Raw genomic sequence first — 15,758 nt, 5'->3', positions numbered from 1 at the left:
GTGCGACCAGCTCTTATTCATAATCCAAACAGTCGTAGAAATCAGCAAGATGGGGGCAAGTTTGTCGCCTTTGCGCGGGGAAAGCTCGGAAAGTTTTGTGTATGCTCCCAGCATGATGAGCATTTACCTGAGCATATTCGTGAATTGAAAAAAGACAATGTTGATTTGATCATGATCAACGGAGGGGATGGAACCGTTAGTGCCTGCTTAACGGCGATTGCAGCTATTTATCCAGAAGATAACTTACCAGCAATCGCCATCTTGCCGGCAGGGAACACAAACCTCATTGCTTCCGATGTTGGGTTTGGTTTGCGTGGGCCCGCTGCTGTTGACTATGTCATGGCGGGAAAAGCACTTAAATCTAGTGAGCGGTCACCTATTCGTCTCTCATGGCATGACGGTAGTCAACCTAGCGTATTAGGTATGTTTGGGGGATGTACGGGATACGCGCGTGCTATTCGGATTGCTCATGAACCGACGGTGATTCGCTTTGCTCCTCATGATTTGGCTGTTATTTATACGTTTTTAACGAGCGTTGTTAGTCTTTTCTTTGCGCGTAGCCGAAATTCTTGGATGAAGGGGAACTATCTAAAGCGTGAGGTTTTTCCTCCCTGTGAAAGGGGGGATCGTGATGGAGATAGCTTTCTCTTCATAGCGACGGCGTTAGAAAAGCTATCTCGTGGTATATGGCCCTTCTGGAGCGATAAAAGGCACGATGAAGGTTTCCACTTCTTAGATGTCGCTTCTTTTCCTAAGAATCTTCCTAAAGTTCTTGGAAATCTTCTTAGAGGAAGAGTGCCAAATTGGCTGCAACAGCATGAGGATTATAAGAGCGATCGGGCGATTCGTATTGCTCTTGAAACTGATAGTGATTTTGTTTTGGATGGAGAGGTTTTCCCAGCTAAAGATGACAGGCGCATTTTTTTAGAAAAAGGCCCCAGCTTTAGGTTTTTGCATGTCTGATTCTCTGGAAAAGATTTTAATAAGCGAGCTGACAGAAGCGACTGATTCTGCGGTGAGTGAGCTAGCCGATTATGTTGCGCATCTATTTAAAGCTCCTCCATTAGGGATTCTTTTTTATGGATCCGTTTTGAGAGAAACGGACTATGAAGGGATTTTAGATTTTTACGTCATCACAGATCGGACAGTTAATCTGAGCCACTCTAGCATAGGACGATTGGCTAATAAGATTCTGCCACCCAATGTATATTATGTTGAGCATACCATTCCTGCAGGCAAAACGCTTCGAGCAAAGGTTGCAGTTTTATCTCTCTCTCAGTTTCTAGCTCGCAGCACATTAGAAAGCAGAGATAGCACAATATGGGCACGTTTTTGCCAACCGGTACGGTTGGTCTGGGTGAGAAATAATAAAGCAGCTGATGGTATTTTAGAGGCTCTCAGACGTTGCGTTATTACAGCGTCTTGTTGGGCTGCCTTGTTAGGCCCGTATTCAGGAACAGCTGAGGATTATTGGCATGACCTTTTTGCTCGCACTTATAAAGCAGAGCTAAGAGTGGAGAAAAAAGGACGAAGCCGAAATTTGTTAACGGGAAGAGAGAAGCGCTATAAAACTATCCTACTGGCAGCATGGCATCATGCATCTTTGAGTGCAGACGTTATCAATGAGACGTTGCAACCTCACTTAACACCAGCTGTACGCTTAAAAGCACACCACAAGTGGGGAGAAATTCAAAAAATAGGACATTTTTTGAATGTAGTACGTCTTCTAAAAGCAGCTTTCACGTTTAGTGATGGGATTAAATATCTATTGTGGAAAATTCAGCGGCACACGGGAGAAAAGATTACTCTCTCTTCTTTTGAGATGACTCATCCCATTCTCAGTTTACCGCTTCTTTTATGGCGCTTCAGGCATATAAGGTCTGCCTTCCGAAAATAAAAAAGTGTCTTTTTTGATTTGAAGGTAAAGGGAAAGTAAGTTTAATCCTTACTTACCTCCCTTTGCGAAGCTACATCCGTTAAGAGATGACACCGAGAGTGCGAGCAACATTCCCAAAAACATTTACCGCCTTAGCAATCTCTTCAGAAGAGTGAGCAGCCATAACAGAACAACGCAGAAGAGGGCGATTGTCTGGCGTTGCGGGAGGTAGCGAAAGATTGACGTAAACACCCGCTTCTAGAAGAGCATTCCAAAAAGCCATAGCTTGCGGAATAGTCTCAAGTGTAACCGCGATAACGGGGGAGACGAAATCACTTGTCGTGAGGCCTAATTCTTTCAACCCTGCATGTAACTGAGTAGAATTTCTTTGCAGAGTAGTTCGCAGTTCTGGCTTGTTCTGAATATCCTCTAATGCCGCGAGAGTCGCTGCAATAATTTCGGGAGGTAGAGAGGCTGTGAACATATAGGGGCGTGAGCAGAGACGCATGAGGTCAATTTCATCATGATCCGTAACGCAGTAGCCGCCAACTGTTCCCAAAGATTTAGAAAACGTGCCAACGACAAAGTCAACGCCATTTTCGCAATTTTGTAGCTCAGCGACACCTCGTCCATGTTCACCCAACACACCAAAAGAATGTGCTTCATCGACCATTAAGGAGGCATTATGGCGATTTTTAACATCCACAAACTCTTTAATAGGGGCAATATTCCCGGTCATGGAATAAATACCCTCAACAATGACAAGGCGAGCCCCTGGAGAATTTTTTGTACGAGCTAGTCGTTTATCTAGGTCAGCAGGGTCATTATGGCGGAAGCGGATGACCTGAGCGCCTGATAGTTTTGCTCCATCGTAGATGCTTGCATGGCTATCCGCATCTAGGAATAAGATATCGTCCTTGTTGACCAAGGCTGAGATTGTTCCCAGATTCGCTTGATAGCCTGTTGAAAAGACCATCGTGTGTTTGCGATGGAAAACTTCGGATAAGCGTTTCTCCAACTTCTTATGAAGGGAGAAAGTACCATTGGCAATGCGCGAGCCTGTTGTTCCAACGCCCATAGACGTCGCTGTCTCAATAGCAGCATCGCGTGCATGTCGAGACTGACTTAGGCCAAGATAATTGTTGGTTCCAAAAAGAAGCGTTTCACGCCCTTCAATGATGCCAACCGTAGCCGATAGAGGACGCTCAATAACCACACCGAACGGATTACGTGGAGAGGCCTCAACGAGAGATTCATATGACTTTTTAAGAGATGCGTACTTATCAAACAATCCAGATGTCATGCTTGTTCTGCCTTAATACCATGTAAGCACGATGCTAAATCATTGATCGTCCTTATGTCCGCCAGTCTATCAAGAGGGACAGAAACATCAAGCGTATCTTCAATTTCCATCACAAAGTTCATAACAGCTAAGCTATCGAAAGCAAGATCTTCGACAATGCGGCTATCCGCGTTAATGTTACGTGGAACCTTAGGGTTAGCGAGCAGCTTCTCAATAATCATATCGGCGATGTTAGGGATGCTGTCAGTCATGAGCTTCGAACCTTTGTAAGCGTCTAAAAAGGGAGAGCGGGGGTGTACTCTCCCAAATGCATTGCCCCATTATACCTACTTAAACTCTCCGGCCAAGAACATGTTTTTGGCCTTTGCTCTACTTAATTTCCCGGACGAAGTTTGAGGGAGCGTACGGGGAGCAACAAGGACAACATCCACATCAATACCGTGCAATCGTCGGAAGAGAGACGTGAGTCCGTCCTTTAGCTCTTCCCTAAGTGATGTGTCCGTTATGCGACACTGAACAAGCGCGACAACCTTTTCACCATCGGTATCATCTACAGAGAAAACGGCAACATCACGTGAGCGTAAAGAGGTAATTTCACTCTCGGCAGCCCACTCTAAATCTTGTGGCCAAATATTACGCGCATTGATGATAATGAGGTCTTTGGCACGTCCTGTGACAACAATTTGTCCATCAAGGAAATACCCGATATCTCCTGTATTTAACCACCCATCCTGAGAAAGCGTCTGAGCTGTAGCTTCAGGTTGATTAAAGTAACCGACCATGAGGCTAGGCCCACGAACGAAAATCGTTCCGACTTCTCGTTCCGCAAGAACAGTTCCATCTGGTGATCTTACTTCGATTTCATGCAAGGGTAATGGTTTACCGCATAGCACAAAAGCACGTTCCGCTGTTGTTTGCTCATCAGCAGGGCGTGCGTAATTCTTCCCTTCTAAATAACGAAGGTCAACTGTATCCGCTTTAAGTCCTTGATTTAAAGGAGCAAAACTGACGGCTAGTGTTGTTTCAGCCATGCCGTAGCTAGCAACGAATGCACGTTGATCGAACCCTCGACAAGCGAAGATATCAGCAAATTGTTTCAAGATATGGGGGCGAATCATATCCCCACCGATTCCTGCTACACGCCAGCAGGAGAGATCGATTTCATCACGAGCACCGCGACGAGCACACAGTTCAAAGCCAAAGGATGGGCCATATGACAATGTACCGCGATTGCGTGAAATAAGTTCGAGCCAGATATGGGGGCGTCGTGCAAACTCGCGCGTTGGAAGAAGGTCAACCGAAAGCTGGCAGGTCATGGGGGTGAGGAAGAAACCAACCAACCCCATGTCGTGATAAAGTGGAAGCCAAGAAACGCAACGGTCATCACGAGGGTCTTCGGATGGATGAACACACAACCCGTAAGCTGCGATAGCATGTGCATTCGCCATGCCTGCTTTTTGAGTAACCGCTACTCCCATAGGAAAACGGGTGCTTCCTGAAGAAAACTGCAGGTATGACAGGTCATCGGGAGTTATCTGGGGGAGTGAGCAGTCCTTGGCGGGATGCTCCATCAGTTCGGCAGGAGAGCCGCCAAAAACAATATCTAATCCTTCGACGATGGCTTCAGTCCAGCCGCCGATCACTTTGGGAACGATAACCGCGCGAGCACTCGCACTACCAATCATACCACGAAGCGTGTCTATATAGGATTCACGCCCACCAAAAGCGACAGGAAGTGGCAGAGGAGCGGGAACAAGACCTGCGTACTGGCAGCCGAAGAAAATACGGGCAAAGTCACCGTCACTTTCAGCGACGAGAGCGACACGATCCCCCTGTTTTAATCCAAGCCCTAGTAGCCGACGAGCAATGACCAGCGCCTGCTCGCGCAGCTGACGGTACGGAAGTGACTCTACGAGGGTTCCGCGGCCCGAATAGATATTGAATCCAGAATCCCCCTGCGCTGCGTAGTCAAGCGCGGCTGGAAAGCTTGGAAAATCCCCATAGCGACGTGCTAAACCTGAACGGCTTGGCGTCATAGACAGGGGGCTTTGGGTATTTAGGTTGGCCTCGGTCAAACCTTGACTAGCTCCATTCGGACCACCGACACTCTCAGGGGCCTTATGCGAAAAATGACAACATGTTGCTACCCGGATGGGCAGCGCAAAAGCAGCTCTGAAAACGCGCTGCTTGAATTGCTGACTGTCTGTAATACAGAATACCCCTTCTCCTCAAGCTTATGAGTGAGAGTTTTGAGGATGAAAGAGGAATTTTCTGGGGTATGGTAAGAAAACCACTCAACAGGGTGTGAGAATATGGCTACTCTCTCTTGCCATATTTTAAAGAATTCTAGAACATATCAGATCTGTCTCCCCGTAGCATTAGATGAAGCAGGACGATCTTCATGACCTCACAACATATAAAGAGGGGCAGAAAGGGATCAGTTCAAAGGTTGGATGTGAAACAAATTAATCAACAGACAAGCGCATTTTTAAAAATCAATTTAGCAGCCATACGACATAATTGGCTTTCTTTGCATAGGCAATTTGTCGGAACGACAGAATGCGCTGCCGTTCTCAAGGCTGATGCGTATGGCCTCGGTATGGAAGAAGTCGCATGTGCATTACGAGACCATGTGAAGACTTTTTTTGTTGCTCATCCAGAAGAGGGGATAAGTCTGCGTGCTTTTCTCCCATCACAAAAAATCTTCATACTACATGGCTTTTTGCCTGATCAGATCGACGATATGGTGCGTCATAAATTAGTTCCTGTTTTGAATAGTTATGCGCAAGTGAAACAGTGGCAGGATTTTTGCAAAAGCCATGGATGTTGTCATCCGGTAGCTCTGCAGTTTGATAGCGGCATGTCACGCTTCGGTTTGTCAGAAGAAGATTTAGACAAAGAAGCGTTGAGCTCTTGTCAGCCTGTGCTCGTGATGAGTCATTTGGCTTGTGCGGATCATCCCAATGACCCTGCTAATGAGTGGCAGCGTCAGAATTTTATCCGCATGGCGCAGCGTTTCCCAGGCGTGCCTCGTTCTCTCGCTGCGTCGTCAGGTATTTTTTTGGGGGCCAAGTATCATTTTGATTTAGTGCGTCCCGGGGCTGCGCTTTATGGAATAGCTCCGAATGAAGAAACGCCACATTCTCTGAAGTCCGTTGTTGAATTGGATGCTCGTATTCTACAAATACGCCATTTATCCAAAGGGGCTAGCGTAGGTTATGGCCTAACATGGGAAGCGAAACATGCAACGCGTATTGCCACTGTAGGAATCGGTTATGCAGACGGTTTTTTGCGTTCTGCTGGGAATAAAGCAGCTTTATGGTGGCACGATAAACGCTTGCCTGTTGTTGGGCGCGTTTCAATGGATAGTCTTTCTGTCGATATAAGTACTATTCCAGAATATGCCCTTAAGGACGATATGTCTTTGTCGGTTATTGGCCCCCATCAGGATGTGGACTCGCTAGCGCGATCCGCAGGAACGATCGGGTATGAGATTTTAACCTCCTTGGGAAGGCGGTTCAGTCGTATTTATTGCGATAATGAATAAAATGAGAAAGATAAATTTTACGTTGTTTCTTGACGCTTAGAATAAGGGAGCATAGCGTAAGAGTTGTTCCGAGGGGTGCCCTCTTTTTGAAAGAGGGCTGAGATAGCGTGAGCTGGACCCTTTGAACCTGATCCGGGTCATGCCGGCGAAGGGACAGGAAAGCATGAATGCCTTATATGCTCATATCCTAAACAATCGTCATTCCCGGATCTTTTCCCGCGCTCTGTCTGTGGAGAAGATCAATGAAGGATTTTACCGTTACCACTGGCCCTATATGTGGTTCCCAAAAAACGTACCGTTCTATTCCTGGCTACGCGGATATTGAGGTGCCTTTTCGTAAGGTCGCACTCAGTAACGCTGATGAAGAGGCGGTTTTGCTTTATGATACCTCTGGCGCATATACGGATCACAATGCCTGTATTTCTTTAGAAAATGGCCTTCCTTCTATTAGGGAAGAATGGCTGAAGAAACGTGATTTCCATAGTGTTTCTGCTGATTATCGTCATCAGCATAGTAGTGTTTCTTATTGCCCTGCGTCTTACGACATTCGACAGGGTAAGAAGGGAAAACATGTAACGCAGTTTCAGTACGCTCAGGCGGGTATCATTACTGAGGAAATGGCTTTTGCGGCTTGGCGTGAAAATTTGGGGCGTGAACAGCAAAAGGATGAAGGTCTTCCACTGCGTGGAGAGCGGGTAGGGCCTGCATTGCCACGTACTATAACGCCCGAATTTGTAAGAGAAGAGATCGCAGCAGGGCGTGCTATTCTACCGGCTAATATTAATCATCCTGAGCTGGAACCGATGGTCATCGGTCGAAACTTTCACGTGAAAGTCAATGCGAATATCGGCAACTCAGCGGTGACAGCGGGTGCTGACGAAGAAGTTGAAAAGATGGTGTGGGCGACCCGTTGGGGAGCGGATACGATTATGGATCTTTCAACGGGAAAACATATCCAAAATCTTCGATCATGGATGTTGCGCAATTCACCGGTGCCCGTAGGGACAGTTCCCATTTACGAAGTGCTCGAAAAAGTTGGCAATGACCCCTTAGCACTGAACTGGGAAATTTTTCGTGATACCTTAATTGAGCAAGCTGAACAGGGCGTGGATTATTTTACAATCCATGCGGGACTTCGTTTGAAGCATATTCCTTTGACAGCACAGCGCGTTACAGGGATCGTCAGCCGAGGAGGCTCTATTTTAGCAAGATGGTGTCTTGATGGGCACAGAGAGAGCTTTCTCTATGAACATTTTGAGGAAATCTGCGAAATTTGCCAGCGTTATGATGTCGCTTTGTCGCTCGGTGATGGGCTGCGTCCAGGAAGCATTGCCGACGCGAACGATGCAGCACAATTTGCAGAATTAGAAACATTGGGGGAACTTACACGCAAAGCATGGGCGGCGGGCTGTCAGGTCATGATTGAGGGGCCAGGGCATGTTCCTATGAACTTAATCCGTGAGAATGTGACCAAGCAAGAAGCACTATGTGGCGAGGCACCTTTTTATACGTTAGGCCCGCTCACGACAGATATTGCACCGGGCTATGATCATATTACCTCTGGGATCGGTGCTGCGATGATCGGTTGGTTTGGCACAGCGATGTTGTGTTATGTCACACCAAAAGAGCATTTAGGTTTGCCTGATCGTGATGACGTAAAAACAGGTGTCATTACCTATAAAATTGCTGCTCATGCAGCCGACCTCGCGAAGGGACATCCTTCTGCTCATTACCGTGATGATGCATTGTCGCGTGCTCGGTTCTCTTTCCGTTGGGAAGATCAGTTTAATCTGTCCCTCGATCCCGATACAGCACGTGCTTTTCATGATGAAACCATGCCTAAGGACGCCCATAAAACGGCTCACTTCTGTTCGATGTGCGGCCCTAAGTTCTGCTCAATGAAGATTTCTCACGATATTCGCGAAGAAACGCAGCGTCTGGAGGGCTTGGAGCAAAAATCAGAAGAATTCCGTCAGAAAGGTGGGGGGCTCTATGTTGAAGCCATCTGACGAACAAACAGATATTGCTATTATTGGTGGTGGAGTCGTTGGTCTCGTCACAGCATTGACGCTTCAAGATGAAGGTTATGCTGTGCATCTATATGAGAAAACGCCTGAGTTAGGGCCTCAGACGTGCTCGTGGTACGCTGGAGGAATGATTGCTCCATGGTGTGAGCGTGACGGAGCAGAGACTGAGGTTATTGAGCGTGGGCAGCAAGCCTTAACATGGTGGGAGCAGCACTATGCGGGTGTTAAAAAAAATGGAAGCCTCGTGCTTTCAGCGGCCCGAGATCGAAGCGAAGTGCTTCGTTTTTCCCGCCGAACAGCTGAACATGTAGATCTGGATGCTCAAGGGATTATGGAGCTGGAGCCCGTGTTAGGGAACCGTTTTCATGAAGGGCTGTTCTATCCCAAAGAAATGCATGTAGATCCACGGGAGGCATTACCCGCTCTTGCACACTCTTTTGTGCAAAGAGGAGGGGTCTTATCAATGGGATGCTCTGTTTCAGCTCGCAATTTATCGGAAGCGTTTATTATTGATTGCCGAGGCCTAAGCGCACGCCATGATCTATCAAGATTGAGGGGTGTAAGAGGGGAAATGCTACGGATCCATTCACAGGACGTACATTTTTCTCGTCCCATTCGGCTGCTTCACCCGCGTCAGCCGATTTATGTGATCCCGCGTGACTATAGAATCTTGATGGTTGGCGCGACGAGTATAGAAAGTGACTACGATGGGCCTGTGACGGTTCGCTCCGCCTACGAGATGCTTGAAGCCGTGCAGCGATTGCATCCCGCATTAGGTGAAGCGGATATCATAGAAGCCAGTGCTGGCGTGCGTCCGGCTTTTCCCGACAACTTACCTGATATTGAACGTGATGGACGCGTTATCTACGCCAATGGTTTGTATCGGCACGGCTTTCTTCTGTCGCCATGGTGTGCCCAGAAAGTGGCCTCTTATCTTCAGGAATTATGCGGGAAAGCAGCATGACAATTCTACATGTTAATGGTGAAACTCGTCCTCTTTCACCTACCTTAACGGAACTCTTAAAGGAACTTGGTTTGGGTGATGCTGTTGTTGCAACGGCATTGAACGGACATTTTGTTGCAGCCGATGATCGTGATGTGGCAACGCTCCGCTCTGGAGATGCGATTGAAATTTTAGCGCCACTTCAAGGAGGATGAGTATGTCTCAGCTTTCTCTCTATCAAGAAACTGTGCAATCCCGTTTTCTTTTAGGAACGGCGCGCTATCCTTCACCAGCTTCTCTCGAAAAAGCGGTAAAAATATCGGATTGTGATATTGTTACCGTGTCACTACGCAGAGAGAAGCTTGGTTTTTCTCACCATAATGAACGACCCGGGCAGAGTTTTTGGTCACTTATTCAGAAAATTGGAGTGAGAGTTCTTCCTAATACAGCGGGCTGTTTTTCCGTTCAGGAGGCTGTCACCACAGCCCATATGGCGCGTGAACTTATGGGAACTTCGTGGATTAAGCTGGAAGTTATTGGGGATGAACATAGTTTGCACCCCGATGTTTTTGGCTTAGTTGAAGCTGCGCGCATTTTGACCGAAGATGGTTTTTCCGTTTTCCCATATACAACAACGGATCTAGGTGTAGCTGAGCGTTTGTTGCAAGTGGGGTGCCAAGTCTTAATGCCGTGGGCATCTCCTATAGGGAGTGGGCAAGGGTTAAGTGATGTCGCAGCATTGGAAGCTATGCGTGCCAGTTTTCCCAATGTTCCACTGATTGTTGATGCTGGGATTGGGCGTCCTTCACAGGCCGCAGAAGCTATGGAAATGGGGTTTGATGCTGTACTCCTCAATACGGCCGTTGCGCGTGCTGGAAATCCGATCCAAATGGCTTTGGCTTTCTCTAAAGCCATTGAGGCAGGGCATTTAGCTTATCAAGCCGACTGCATGGAACCCTATAAAGGAGGAATGGCTTCGAGCCCAATTATCGGAAAGGCATGCTTAGGATGACGCATCTACCAGATAGTTTCTATCCTATTGCAAGCTCTGCAGATGAAGTTGCACGAGCGGTAAAAGCGGGAGCATGTTTTATCCAATTACGTGCCAAAACAGAGGATAGAAATTTTGTTAGACACGAAGTGAGGAAAGCTCTTGAGGTTTCCCGTGCCTATCAATCTTGTTTGGTCGTTAATGACCATTGGGAAATTGCTCTAGATGAAGGCGCACCTTATATTCATTTAGGGCAAGGAGACCTTCTATCGGCAGATTATAAAGCCATTCACAGGCAGGGTGTTAAGCTAGGGGTGAGTACTCATGATCATCATGAGCTTTCTGCAGCACAAAAATTTGATCCGTATTATATCGCATTGGGGCCTGTATGGCAAACAACGCTAAAAGTTATGCCGTGGCAGCCTCAGGGGCTTAAAAGAGTGCATGAATGGGCTTCTCTGATTGCTCCTATTCCTTTGGTTGCAATTGGAGGTGTGACAACGGAGCGTAGTTTGTCATGCTTAAAAGCTGGTGCAGAAGCTGTCGCGGTTGTCAGTGATGTTTTCCGTCATACCGCTTCAATTGAGCAAAGGGTTAAAGCTTGGCAAGAAGCGTTGAGAGATAGTGGTTCATGCTAACACGTTATATGACCCAAATGTCTCTCGTAGAAGTTGGAGCTACAGGGCAACGTGCCTTCTCAGAAGCTGAAGTCGTCGTGGTTGGTGCTGGAGGGCTCGGATGTGCTCTTTTACCGTGCCTTGCAGGCTCTGGAGTAGGGCATATTCATATCGTTGATGGAGATAGTGTAGAGGAAAGTAATCTCCATAGACAAACTTTTTATACGACAGATGATATTAGAAAAAGTAAAGCACATTGTATGTGTAAACGTCTTTCTGCATTGAATCCAACGATACATGTTATTCCACATGATTTTTATATGACATCACATAGTGCTGAAAAAATTATCTCGGAAGATGCCATTGTGATTGATGCTGCAGATAACTTTGCGACAACGTATATGCTTAGTGATATTTGCCAGCAAAAGAAAAATATATTGATTAGTGGATCAGCTGTGGGGTTAGGGGGGTATGCTGGCGCTTTTTGTGGCAATTCCCCTAGTTATAGAGCAGTTTTTCCAGATTTGTCTCGTAATGCCCCTGACTGTCGTATTGGTGGGGTTCTTGGGTCTGTTGTCGCGCTTGTTGGTACTATCCAAGCTCAATTATGTCTTTCGCTCTTACTGAATAGGGAATCCTCTTTGGCAGGGACACTCTATCGTTGGGATGCTCGGGAGATGCGTATGAGTCAGTTTTCTTTTCATTCAGCAAAAGAACCTCGTAAAAAATGGTCTTTTATTTCCTGGCAGGATGTCGATGATGATGATCTAGTGATTGATGTGAGAATTCCTGGCGAAAGACCTGTTTTATCAAGGAATAACATTCGTTCCACACCGTTGGATCAGTTTACCGTTGAAGGGCGTGATCTTTCGTATAACGGCCGTATCGTGTTGTGTTGTCAGACAGGAACACGTGCGGCTAGGGCAGCAGAACAATTCTATGAAAGAGGGAAGAGAGACATAGCAGTTCTTGCGTTGGGGAAGCAGGCGTTATGACATATGCAGTTCTTACGATTGCTGGAACAGACCCGACAGGCGGTGCAGGGATCGCAGCAGATATAAAAACGCTTTCGGCGCTTGGTGGATATGCATTAATTTGTGTAACCGCTGTTGTTGCGCAAAACAGCCGCCATGTAGGGGAAACGGTTACCATGGCGGCCCATATCATATCACAGCAGATAGATATGGCATTGCAGGAAATGCCAGTAAGTGCAATTAAAATAGGAATGATCGGCAGTAATTCTATTGCAGAAAAGCTTACAGTCTTACTGCCTTCTTTCTCGAAACTTCCAATCGTGTATGATCCTGTATTGAAAGCTAGCTCTGGGGATAGGCTATATAAAGAAAATCTCTCTCAAGATATACTGGAAAAATTTATAAAGACTGTCACGCTTATAACGCCAAACTTAAGGGAAAGTGCTACTCTTCTTAATCGTTCAGAGGCAAAAACAGTGGCAGAAATGAAAGAGCAAGCAATTATGTTGCACAAGCTAGGTGTTCCATGGGTTTTGCTTAAAGGTGGGCATTTAAGTGATCAAGAAATTTGTACAGATGTGCTTGTCGGGCCAGGCGAACAATGCCATTTTTATTCTCATGACCGTGTTAAAACCTTACATGGACGAGGCACTGGTTGCACTTTATCGTCAGCATTAGCTTTTTTCATGATTGATCATCCTGTGCCACAAGCCGTTTCACGAGCACGAAATTATCTTATTAAAACATTAAAAACAGCTGATGCTTTAAAGCTTGTTGCGGAGCATGGGCCGTTGAATCATCAAGGTTGATTTTTTTACATTATAGTTGGCATAATAATCATTATGTGACTATTTTGTGATCCATATTTCCCATTTGGCTCACTTTTTGAAAGATATTTCATCGCTATCTTAGCGATGAAATATTAAGCTCTGCATCATGTGCTGGCAAAACGTTTCTTCCGTTTGATGTAACAGCAACATTTGGAAGAATGAGACCATTACGGCGCTGCTGGTTGCGTTTGATAACCTGTCGTTTAATGATTGGATACATTTCAAGCAAATGCTCAAATTCATCTTTTGGAATAGCCAGCATATGCGAAAATTGTAAAGATCGAACCGTTGCGCGCATCCGGTCGCCTTTGAGCAGACTTACAGCCCCTACTAAGTCCCCTGCCCCCAGCTGAACGTCATTTTCTTCTCGTTGCAGCTCGACTAAGCCAGCCACTTGCGCATAAATAAATCGAATTTTGCTTCTTTTTTTGAAAAGAATCTCACCAGGTGATAAAAAGCACATGGAAACTTTAGATGCTAACTCGTGCAATGCGGCATCAGGAACGCCATTAAAAGCTGGGAAAGCTCTTAAACGCTGCTCAATTCCACTCCTTAGATTAAAGCGTAATGGTGTTTCTAAACGAAGGCGATGACGTTCAATGATACGGTGGAGCTCTCGATGAAGTTCCTGAGAAATAAGATTTTCCCGGACGAGTGTTTCATATTCCTCATCTTCCATCCGCAAAGAAATCTGTCGTAGAATACGGCTCTCTAATGCTTCAGAATACCCTGCATAGTGCATTCTTAATGCTTCAAGAGCATCGTCAAGAAGCTTACGTTGACGCCCGAGAACTTCAGAAACAATTTCTGTAATACGTGGGCCTAGAGTAGGTTCCATGCGGTCACGGACAAAACGCATCAAAGACGTTGAAACGAGATGTGTAATAATCAACATTTCAAAGCGTTCCATCATGCAAAACATCATGGGACGATCAATACGAAATTTTTGGTGAATCATTTGCGCAAGTTGAAAACGGTAGCTAGGCTGTAGTCGTCTCTTACGAGCTCTCACATAGCCATAACGTCCTTCTCTTTGAGCACCATCAACCATTGCTTCAGCTGTACGTAGCAATATTTCCATAACCCGGCGACTTGACATGCCTTGAACGCGGAACAGATCAAGAAGGAGACTGCGCTCTTGGTTAGCGATGGTAATAAGAGCCATTGTGACGCGATCACGGTCTCCTAAGGCAGCCTCAAAATTATTGGCTTCTTTTTCTTTCTGAGCGCGTCGCTCAATCCGACTAATAACGCCCGAGCGTGTTCTCTTGCTGAAACCAAGTTCATTTGAGACTTGCTCAACGCGGTTGGCAACATGTCCTAACCCGATACCAATAATTTGATGTCGAATAGCTTCATCTACAGGTGACAATTGATCCAACTTCAAGAAAAGAACCAAAGAACGTAACGTTGTTCCGTTAACCAATAACGTAATAAGGACGAAACCTGTTGCAACAATACCGACGAAATGAGTAATAGATTCATTAATATGTTGGTTTTCATTGATTGCGAGAGCTAAAGCTAAGGTAATAGCCCCTCGTAATCCCCCCCAAGCCATGGTCGTTTTAAAGCGTGTTGGAACTGGAGGCGATAAACGTGTGATGCTAAGAACTGGAAGTAATCCAAAGATCACGGCAGAACGCGCTAATAACCCTGCTGCACTAGCGATCAAAATAAGCACGCAATCCCAGCGTGTCATCCCAACCATCATGCGTGGAACGAGCATGGCCGCGAGGATAAAGACTAGCGAACCCGCCCAATAAACCAGCTGCTCCCAAAGTTCATGTAGAAACCGCCATACCTGTGGGCGAAAGGTCGAAGGCCCATAGGCGGAGATCGTAAGACCAGCAGTAGCTGTAGCCACAACTCCCGAAAATCCCAAAATATCATCACATATAATATAAACGGTGTACGGCAAAACGAGCGTTAAAGTGACTTCTGCTGCAGGGAAACCACTGATCGTTGAAATTAATAAGAGCATTAGCCGCGCAACAGCAATACCAACGACAACGGCTCCAGAAAAACTCGTGAAAAAGCTAAAGGCTGCCTCACCTAAACTCACAGCATGATGAGCCGTTGTTGCTGCGACAAGAATAGAAAAAATAGCAATAGCAGCGGCATCATTAAAAAGCGCTTCACCTTCAACAAGACGGCTCAAACGTGATGCAGCACCTATATCACGGAATATGCCAGCAACAGCAGACGGGTCTGTTGTTGCGACGATGGCCCCTAACAAGAGGCATACGGTAAGGCTTTGTTGTGCAAATGGATATAAAGCGAATCCGATCGTCGCCGTCGAAACGACAACTGCTACAATAGCAAGCAAAAGTACCGTCGCAATCTCGTGCGTAAGGCTGCGTACATTGATGCTCATGGCACCATGGAAGACCAACACAGGAAGGAATATAAGCAAGAAACCTTCACTGCTAATAGGAAATGATGTTAGTGCCTCTGCTGGACCTTCCAGTAAGTCAATCCCCAATGAGTTACTAATAAAGGATGCACTACCTCCTACTAAAATACCAAGGATAGCAATGAGAACAGTTTCCGGGAAATTCAATTTCCGGGCGAGAGGTTGAGTAATACTGATCAGAAGAAGAAGGAACACTAACGTTAGAAGGATAGCTGCAAGCCCTATTTCCATTATGTC

At 46.2% G+C, this 15,758-nt stretch carries 14 protein-coding genes and 1 riboswitch; of the genes, 10 read left to right on the top strand and 4 right to left on the bottom strand.

The window, feature by feature from the left end:
• Nucleotides 1-963, top strand: a complete 963-nt coding sequence (locus GS535_RS01830; RefSeq protein WP_160792055.1) for a diacylglycerol kinase family protein — start codon at nt 1-3, stop codon at nt 961-963.
• Nucleotides 956-1,897 (top strand): hypothetical protein, encoded by a 942-nt coding sequence (locus GS535_RS01825; protein WP_160792056.1) that lies wholly within the window; start codon nt 956-958, stop codon nt 1,895-1,897. Before GS535_RS01830 ends, GS535_RS01825 begins: the two co-directional genes overlap by 8 nt.
• A 79-nt stretch (nt 1,898-1,976) precedes the next feature.
• On the opposite strand, the gene spt is transcribed toward GS535_RS01825, so the two are convergent.
• The 3 genes from spt to GS535_RS01810 form a co-directional block, all read right to left on the bottom strand.
• On the bottom strand, nt 1,977-3,179 hold the full coding sequence (gene spt / locus GS535_RS01820; protein WP_160792057.1) for a serine palmitoyltransferase: 1,203 nt from the start codon (nt 3,177-3,179) through the stop codon (nt 1,977-1,979).
• Nucleotides 3,176-3,430, bottom strand: a complete 255-nt coding sequence (locus GS535_RS01815; protein ID WP_160792058.1) for an acyl carrier protein — start codon at nt 3,428-3,430, stop codon at nt 3,176-3,178. The genes spt and GS535_RS01815 overlap by 4 nt, the downstream gene beginning before the upstream one ends.
• Nucleotides 3,431-3,505: 75 nt before the next feature.
• Nucleotides 3,506-5,215, bottom strand: coding sequence for a fatty acyl-AMP ligase (locus GS535_RS01810; protein ID WP_160792254.1), 1,710 nt, complete (start codon nt 5,213-5,215; stop codon nt 3,506-3,508).
• A 419-nt stretch (nt 5,216-5,634) separates the two neighbouring features.
• Here GS535_RS01810 and alr point away from each other — a divergent pair, with 419 nt between their 5' ends.
• The 8 genes from alr to thiD all read left to right on the top strand — a co-directional run bounded on the left by alr (nt 5,635) and on the right by thiD (nt 13,087).
• Complete coding sequence (gene alr / locus GS535_RS01805) at nt 5,635-6,726, top strand: alanine racemase (protein WP_370518158.1); 1,092 nt, start codon at nt 5,635-5,637, stop codon at nt 6,724-6,726.
• A 61-nt stretch (nt 6,727-6,787) separates the two neighbouring features.
• Nucleotides 6,788-6,898, top strand: a riboswitch (TPP riboswitch).
• 70 nt (nt 6,899-6,968) lie between these two features.
• Nucleotides 6,969-8,735, top strand: coding sequence for a phosphomethylpyrimidine synthase ThiC (gene thiC, locus GS535_RS01800; protein ID WP_160792060.1), 1,767 nt, complete (start codon nt 6,969-6,971; stop codon nt 8,733-8,735).
• Nucleotides 8,719-9,717 (top strand): glycine oxidase ThiO, encoded by a 999-nt coding sequence (gene thiO / locus GS535_RS01795; RefSeq protein ID WP_160792061.1) that lies wholly within the window; start codon nt 8,719-8,721, stop codon nt 9,715-9,717. Before thiC ends, thiO begins: the two co-directional genes overlap by 17 nt.
• Nucleotides 9,714-9,911 (top strand): sulfur carrier protein ThiS, encoded by a 198-nt coding sequence (thiS, locus tag GS535_RS01790; RefSeq protein WP_160792062.1) that lies wholly within the window; start codon nt 9,714-9,716, stop codon nt 9,909-9,911. The genes thiO and thiS overlap by 4 nt, the downstream gene beginning before the upstream one ends.
• A gap of 2 nt (nt 9,912-9,913) precedes the next feature.
• Nucleotides 9,914-10,708 (top strand): thiazole synthase, encoded by a 795-nt coding sequence (locus GS535_RS01785; RefSeq protein ID WP_160792063.1) that lies wholly within the window; start codon nt 9,914-9,916, stop codon nt 10,706-10,708.
• Nucleotides 10,705-11,325, top strand: a complete 621-nt coding sequence (locus GS535_RS01780; RefSeq protein WP_237442166.1) for a thiamine phosphate synthase — start codon at nt 10,705-10,707, stop codon at nt 11,323-11,325. Before GS535_RS01785 ends, GS535_RS01780 begins: the two co-directional genes overlap by 4 nt.
• Complete coding sequence (locus tag GS535_RS01775; protein ID WP_160792065.1) at nt 11,319-12,299, top strand: HesA/MoeB/ThiF family protein; 981 nt, start codon at nt 11,319-11,321, stop codon at nt 12,297-12,299. Before GS535_RS01780 ends, GS535_RS01775 begins: the two co-directional genes overlap by 7 nt.
• The gene (thiD, locus tag GS535_RS01770; protein ID WP_160792066.1) at nt 12,296-13,087 is read left to right on the top strand and encodes a bifunctional hydroxymethylpyrimidine kinase/phosphomethylpyrimidine kinase; all 792 of its coding nucleotides are present in this window, start codon (nt 12,296-12,298) and stop codon (nt 13,085-13,087) included. Before GS535_RS01775 ends, thiD begins: the two co-directional genes overlap by 4 nt.
• A gap of 94 nt (nt 13,088-13,181) precedes the next feature.
• On the opposite strand, the gene GS535_RS01765 is transcribed toward thiD, so the two are convergent.
• The gene (locus GS535_RS01765) at nt 13,182-15,752 is read right to left on the bottom strand and encodes a cation:proton antiporter (protein WP_202401602.1); all 2,571 of its coding nucleotides are present in this window, start codon (nt 15,750-15,752) and stop codon (nt 13,182-13,184) included.
• Nucleotides 15,753-15,758: the final 6 nt, after the last annotated feature.

It is taken from the genome of Saccharibacter sp. EH611, from assembly GCF_009834765.1.
Taxonomy (GTDB): Bacteria; Pseudomonadota; Alphaproteobacteria; order Acetobacterales; family Acetobacteraceae; genus Saccharibacter.
The sequence above is the reverse complement of the archived record's forward strand: the minus strand, read 5'-3'. Positions and strand labels throughout refer to the sequence as shown.

What these genes read in the sequence shown, in the direction of transcription:
- GS535_RS01825 (WP_160792056.1), top strand. Translation starts at nt 956, where the DNA reads ATGTCTGATTCTCTGGAAAAGATTTTAATAAGCGAGCTGACAGAAGCG.
- spt (WP_160792057.1), bottom strand. Translation starts at nt 3,179, where the DNA reads ATGACATCTGGATTGTTTGATAAGTACGCATCTCTTAAAAAGTCATAT.
- GS535_RS01815 (WP_160792058.1), bottom strand. Translation starts at nt 3,430, where the DNA reads ATGACTGACAGCATCCCTAACATCGCCGATATGATTATTGAGAAGCTG.
- GS535_RS01810 (WP_160792254.1), bottom strand. Translation starts at nt 5,215, where the DNA reads ATGACGCCAAGCCGTTCAGGTTTAGCACGTCGCTATGGGGATTTTCCA.
- thiC (WP_160792060.1), top strand. Translation starts at nt 6,969, where the DNA reads ATGAAGGATTTTACCGTTACCACTGGCCCTATATGTGGTTCCCAAAAA.
- thiO (WP_160792061.1), top strand. Translation starts at nt 8,719, where the DNA reads ATGTTGAAGCCATCTGACGAACAAACAGATATTGCTATTATTGGTGGT.
- thiS (WP_160792062.1), top strand. Translation starts at nt 9,714, where the DNA reads ATGACAATTCTACATGTTAATGGTGAAACTCGTCCTCTTTCACCTACC.
- GS535_RS01785 (WP_160792063.1), top strand. Translation starts at nt 9,914, where the DNA reads ATGTCTCAGCTTTCTCTCTATCAAGAAACTGTGCAATCCCGTTTTCTT.
- GS535_RS01780 (WP_237442166.1), top strand. Translation starts at nt 10,705, where the DNA reads ATGACGCATCTACCAGATAGTTTCTATCCTATTGCAAGCTCTGCAGAT.
- GS535_RS01775 (WP_160792065.1), top strand. Translation starts at nt 11,319, where the DNA reads ATGCTAACACGTTATATGACCCAAATGTCTCTCGTAGAAGTTGGAGCT.
- thiD (WP_160792066.1), top strand. Translation starts at nt 12,296, where the DNA reads ATGACATATGCAGTTCTTACGATTGCTGGAACAGACCCGACAGGCGGT.
- GS535_RS01765 (WP_202401602.1), bottom strand. Translation starts at nt 15,752, where the DNA reads ATGGAAATAGGGCTTGCAGCTATCCTTCTAACGTTAGTGTTCCTTCTT.